Annotated in this window: 6 protein-coding genes; 4 read left to right on the forward strand and 2 right to left on the reverse strand. The window is 52.8% G+C overall.

The window, feature by feature from the left end; genetic code table 11:
* Window positions 1-584: 584 nt before the first annotated feature.
* A complete protein-coding gene (locus CK944_RS23050; RefSeq protein WP_146038747.1) occupies window positions 585-866 on the forward strand; it encodes a hypothetical protein in 282 nt (93 codons plus the stop codon).
* A 3-nt stretch (window positions 867-869) separates the two neighbouring features.
* Here the strand turns inward: CK944_RS23050 and CK944_RS21350 are convergent, their stop codons facing one another.
* Window positions 870-1,097, reverse strand: a complete 228-nt coding sequence (locus CK944_RS21350; protein WP_239986203.1) for a transposase domain-containing protein — start codon at window positions 1,095-1,097, stop codon at window positions 870-872.
* Entirely contained in the window at window positions 988-1,410 is a 423-nt protein-coding gene (locus CK944_RS21355) for a transposase (protein WP_103175066.1), read from the reverse strand. The genes CK944_RS21350 and CK944_RS21355 overlap by 110 nt, the downstream gene beginning before the upstream one ends.
* Window positions 1,411-1,819: 409 nt before the next feature.
* On the opposite strand from CK944_RS21355, the gene CK944_RS21360 reads away from it, so the two are divergent.
* The 3 genes from CK944_RS21360 to CK944_RS21370 are packed head-to-tail and all read left to right on the forward strand — an operon-like array spanning window position 1,820 to window position 4,819.
* Entirely contained in the window at window positions 1,820-2,137 is a 318-nt protein-coding gene (locus CK944_RS21360) for a transporter (protein ID WP_103175067.1), read from the forward strand.
* 7 nt (window positions 2,138-2,144) lie between these two features.
* Window positions 2,145-2,549, forward strand: a complete 405-nt coding sequence (locus tag CK944_RS21365) for an SET domain-containing protein-lysine N-methyltransferase (protein ID WP_103175068.1) — start codon at window positions 2,145-2,147, stop codon at window positions 2,547-2,549.
* Between the two features lie 47 nt (window positions 2,550-2,596).
* Window positions 2,597-4,819 (forward strand): bifunctional diguanylate cyclase/phosphodiesterase, encoded by a 2,223-nt coding sequence (locus CK944_RS21370; RefSeq protein WP_103175069.1) that lies wholly within the window; start codon window positions 2,597-2,599, stop codon window positions 4,817-4,819.
* The last annotated feature ends 194 nt before the right edge of the window (window positions 4,820-5,013 follow it).

The following is a 5,013-nucleotide window of genomic DNA, read 5'->3' on the forward strand; positions in this document are numbered from 1 at the left end:
GCGGTCAAAAATCGAGGTGCCCAATAGATAGTTGATTTTTAAGACAGGTTAGAGGCCCCCTGCCTGACTGGCCTGTGGCTGCCCTTCGGGCAGATGGTCAGGCAAACCCGGCTGACACCCCTTGCAGCAAGCTGCAAAGAACCCTGTCAGCCTACGCCAGCACTACCAGCACTAGGTTGAAAGCTATTGGCTGGTGAGCAGAAAGAAGGCCGGAGGAACACTGTACCGGCCAAAACAAGCCGCAGCACCTCGCAGAGAGCTGCCAGCAGGCCTTATGCTGTCCTGCTGTTTTGGTGGGGGTCATGCCGGAACGCCTTGCGCCCGTCAGCGGCCCGCACAGCGGCCCGTAGGATAAGGCAGGGCAGCAGAGCGACCGCAGGTGCGGCTGCGCCGCCGCCAGACGCCCGCAGAAGAGCCAGGCCAGCCAGTGGCCAGCACCGGCAACAAGGGCAGAAAGTGTAACGCTGCCAAATTTCATATCCTGCTACAGTCCGCCCGAACTGTCAGATTGGCAGGAAATCAAACCGCAGAATAAGGCGAATTTTGTCATTTTTTGGGCATTACGGACAAAGCAGAAAGCACACATGGACACCAATGCAAAAACGCCGAACGGCCTTCAGTTCTCTGCCTACCAACGGCGAAACCTCAAAAAAGAGATACCAGTGAAAGCAGCTGGTCTGTTCGTTTCGAGAAAAGGAAAGATGACAGTTGTCGGAACAGTAGGTGAAGATCGCGGAACTTCTCTGAAGATAGAAATTACCTTGGAAGAAGTTCTTGCATGGCTTCCAGCTCTTGCAGAGCGGGCCAAAGCCTATGCAGTGGAGAAAGACACGGACAGGCAGAAGAAACGTAAGCGTCCGGTCTGACCGCTACCCGTTCCAGTGCCATGGCAGCAGCTCATCGACCTTGGTGATCTTGTAATCCGAGATACGCGCAAGGGTGTCGGCGAGCCAAGCCTGTGGGTCGACGCCATTTAGCTTGGCTGTTTCAATCAGGGTTGTATGCGATGGCTGCGGCCTTGCCGCCTGCCTCGGAGCCGACGAAGAGGTAGTTTTTCCTGCCGAGGGCGACGCTGCGCATGCCACGTTCGGCGGCATTGTTGTCCAACTCCAGGATCCCGTGTTCCAAGTAGGAGCGCGTTCGCTCCATGCGAGCCAGGGCATAGCGTATGGCAGACGCGAGTGGTGATTTTCCCGAGATCTTGGTCAACTGCGCGGCCAGCCATTGTTCGAGTTCATCGAAGACCGGGGCAGCATGAGCCCGTCGGAGTTCTGCGCGACGATCTGGCGGGGACCCTCTGGCTTCGTTCTCGACAGCGTAGGGTTGGGCGATCCGGCCAATGGCCTCTTCGGAAATAGGTGAGCCCTGTGATCGGTGGATGTCGACGAACTTGCGCCGCACATGGGCCATGCAGGCATCTCCTCCCCCCGCATCGACCTTGATCGTGCCAGGAACTCTGAAGCAGCGCTCCTCATCTGTCCCTCCTCTCAGAAAATCCGAGGGGGTCAGTTCTAGGATTCGTCAGGGGGTTTGTCAGTTCGGGTGACACTACAGCCACTTTCGCCTTGAATGCCGGGCTGTGGCACCTCGCGCGGTCGTCTTGTCATGGTCTTCTCCTCACTCGCAGCATCATGCTGCCGTTGCGCGGAAAATCCACTTATCCCGGCTGTTCAGATTTCTCGAACCACCTCTAAGCACAATGCCTAGCTCTACTTACACCTCTACAGAGCAACATTTTTTAACCTCATCTTAACTTTAATATGCGGAAATTAAGACAAGAGACACGCATCAATCCAGGTATCGAATCAGGCGAAACTATATGAATCAGCCCTTTATCATTGCAGCGGTCATTGCAGCAACAATCGCCGGAGACTACGTCCTGAAGCTTGCTTCCAATAAGGAGAATTTCTTCTCTCCTCACTTGCTTGTCGGAGTGATCCTTTATGCTCTTCCAGCATTTGGTTGGATGCATCTGATGAAAACCCAATCGCTTGCGCAAATCGGCATTGTCTATAGCACAGGCACTATTCTGGCGCTTTTCCTGATGAGCCTGCTCGTCTTCCGCGAGGCTCTCACTGCACGCGACTTCATCGCAGGTCTTTTCGCCCTGTGCGCTATTCTTGCTTATAAGGACTGAAAGACTGATGCTTCTTATCCCATACTACATCGCCCGAAGCGACATCCATGGGATGGGAGTTTTTTCTGCAGTAGATCTCCGTGTCGGCGACCTGGTGTGGCGTTATAACCCAAAGTGGGATCTTATTATCACCCTTGATGAGTTCAGGAGCCTGACTTGTCAACGTAGAAAAGACGTGATCAATCACGCTCAGTGGTACCCTGACAAAAAACATTTCGTGCTCGGAAGTGACGGCGATTACTTCATGAATCACGCCGACGATCCAACGTTAAGTGATCATGGCGACACAATGATGGCTGCCCGCAACTTGAAAAAAGGGACTGAACTCACCTGCGATTATCGTGTCGTTCACGTGCTCGGATTTCAACCCATCCGGGAACATGGATTGGTATTAGAGGAGTACATGTCGTGACTTCGCAGCCAAAATCCTACCACTTACCGAGACAGATTCTATTCTTTATGCTGATCGGTGTCATCATCTTTTCTGGAAGTGGCTTTTATACTTTCCAGCAAATTGCTTCTCGTCTTGATGCTGGGGCTGCCTCTAACAGTCGCGACAGAGTCAAAGAGGGCTTAGCGTCTCTCCAAACCCATGTGCGCCTTTTCTCTAAAGACTACAACAATTGGACCGATGTCTATGCTGCCGCATGGCGAGGTGATATTGAATTTATTGCAAACAACTATGGGATAACGGCTAACCAAGGTGAAATCTTTGAGCTTGCCATGATGTTTGGTGGTCCTTTTAGACGTCCTGTATCATGGATTGAGAATGGCAGCCGCAGCCCAGGAGGTCTGATTTTCTCCGTCGAAACAATTTCTTCTGCGCTAATGGCCTTAGAGGACCAAGATGAAACTCGGCCATCAGTAGATTTCTTCGCTGTAGAAGGCGGGAGAGCGGTAATAATGACCGCTTCTTATTTGCTTCCGGACCCAGACCAGATTGTTACCCGCGACACTGTCAAGGCGTCTGCAGTGACAATAATCGGCCGCCATCTCTCTAGCCGGGACTTGGCTGTAATAGAGCAGGATGCCGGCATCAGTGACCTCCAGATTACTACCGGCCCGAAGCCGGGATACCTTTCAATGCCGCTGACAGATGTTACTGGCAGAGACACTCTGCACCTCATATGGAAAGCCGCTCGGCCTGGCATGGCTTTGGTGGAGCAATTGGCTCCTGTTATAGCAATTGTGGCTGCGGCCTTTGTGGCACTGGCTACTTTGGCAACCTGGCTGGTCCTCAGGAATGCAAGACAACTCATCCTGCGGGAGGTGGAAGCAAGAGAGCTCGCCCGGACGGATGCTCTTACGGGGTTGCCTAACCGGTTAGCATTCAATGAAGCGGTTCAAGTCGAACCAACTACTGTTGCGAGCGAGTTTGCGCTTGTCATGATGGACCTCGACCGGCTCAAGCAAACCAATGACGTATTGGGTCATGCTGTCGGCGACTGCGTCCTTCGTGATTTCTCGGAAAGGCTTCAGCTGTGCGCAGATGCCGAGACCTTCGTTGCACGCCTTGGGGGTGATGAGTTCTGTGCCATTGTTCGGGGCTCCGGAGCTGCGGAACGAGCACAGGCGTTCCTCGCAGTTCTTGAAGTGCGCTGCTCCAAGCCGGTGAAAGTTCGTGGCGAAAGCGTTCATCTCAGCTTCTCGGCAGGCATCGCCGCACATGTTCTTAGCGAACACGTCGACGAAACCCTTCGAAAGGCTGATCTGGCGCTTCGGCGCGGAAAATCGGCTCTGGAAGAGCGCATCGGCATCTATGACGTCGACATGGATCTTGCGGACAAATCGACCCTTCTTCTTGAGCAAGGGTTGCGGGCAGCTCTACGCAATCCGGACGAGTTCCGTGTCGTTTACCAGCCAATCATACCTGCCAACCACAACGGGGCATTGCGAGTAGAGGCTCTTGCACGCTGGACCAACCCGATCCTTGGTGCTGTCGGTCCGGATCAGTTTATCCGGGTCGCGGAACGGACAGGGCTGATCTCGGAGCTGGGATGGATCATTATCGATAAGGTTCTGGCGGATCTCGCAACCACTCAGACAGTCTGTGCGAGCATAAACATCTCACCGCTGCAGCTCATGAAGCCGGACTTTGTATCAGACCTTCTCCTACGCTTGAACCGCGCAGGTATAGAAACTGCGAGGATTCAGATCGAGCTTACAGAAAATGTCATGATCCGAGATCAGCAAGCGATCCTTGACCGCATTAGGGAAATCCGATCAGCCGGAGTCAAAGTTGCTCTTGATGATTTTGGGACAGGGTTCTCAGCGATCAGCTACCTCACTGCAACGGAATTTGACTCTATAAAGATCGATGGAAGCCTGCTTCGATCTGCTGGCGATAGTCAAAGTAGAGAAGATTTCTTTTACTCAGTAGTTTCTTTGAGCCGTGCAGTCTGTAGAGATGTGGTGGTTGAGGGCATAGAGACACAAGAGCAGGCTCAAATGGCAAAAAACTCTGGCGCAGATGCATTCCAAGGATACCTTTATGGAATACCTAGTGCCTTCGATATTGCATGCGGGCTACATTCATCTCCAGATTTAAACGCAAGATCCGCAATTTCAGGCAAGGCTGACAATTTACCCAATCTTATTCAATGGAGTGAAACGCGTTTCCAGAATAATGCTACGATACTAAAATTACCGCTAGTAATGCATCCAGCAGCTTCTAAGTCTTGATAAGGCGTGCCAAGTCTGGCGGCAAGGTCAGATCACAATCACCGCAACCTTACCTCCATAAGATTAAAATATTTCTAACGCTCGCCAGCATGTGCGGCATCAAAACGCCCCACCAAAGGCGGGGCGTCTTTCGCAAGGTGCTGCTGTTTGTGAGGCCCGATCAGGCCGCTTTCTTCTTGCGCCGACGAAGGCCA

The sequence above is a fragment of the Paracoccus sp. SY genome, assembly GCF_002901215.1.
Classification (GTDB): domain Bacteria; phylum Pseudomonadota; class Alphaproteobacteria; order Rhodobacterales; family Rhodobacteraceae; genus Paracoccus; species Paracoccus acridae.

Bases quoted from the DNA above. Each gene is read 5' to 3' on its own strand.
- CK944_RS23050 (WP_146038747.1), top strand. From the start codon at position 585: ATGGACACCAATGCAAAAACGCCGAACGGCCTTCAGTTCTCTGCCTAC.
- CK944_RS21350 (WP_239986203.1), bottom strand. From the start codon at position 1,097: ATGCCGCCGAACGTGGCATGCGCAGCGTCGCCCTCGGCAGGAAAAACT.
- CK944_RS21355 (WP_103175066.1), bottom strand. From the start codon at position 1,410: ATGGCCCATGTGCGGCGCAAGTTCGTCGACATCCACCGATCACAGGGC.
- CK944_RS21360 (WP_103175067.1), top strand. From the start codon at position 1,820: ATGAATCAGCCCTTTATCATTGCAGCGGTCATTGCAGCAACAATCGCC.
- CK944_RS21365 (WP_103175068.1), top strand. From the start codon at position 2,145: ATGCTTCTTATCCCATACTACATCGCCCGAAGCGACATCCATGGGATG.
- CK944_RS21370 (WP_103175069.1), top strand. From the start codon at position 2,597: ATGCTGATCGGTGTCATCATCTTTTCTGGAAGTGGCTTTTATACTTTC.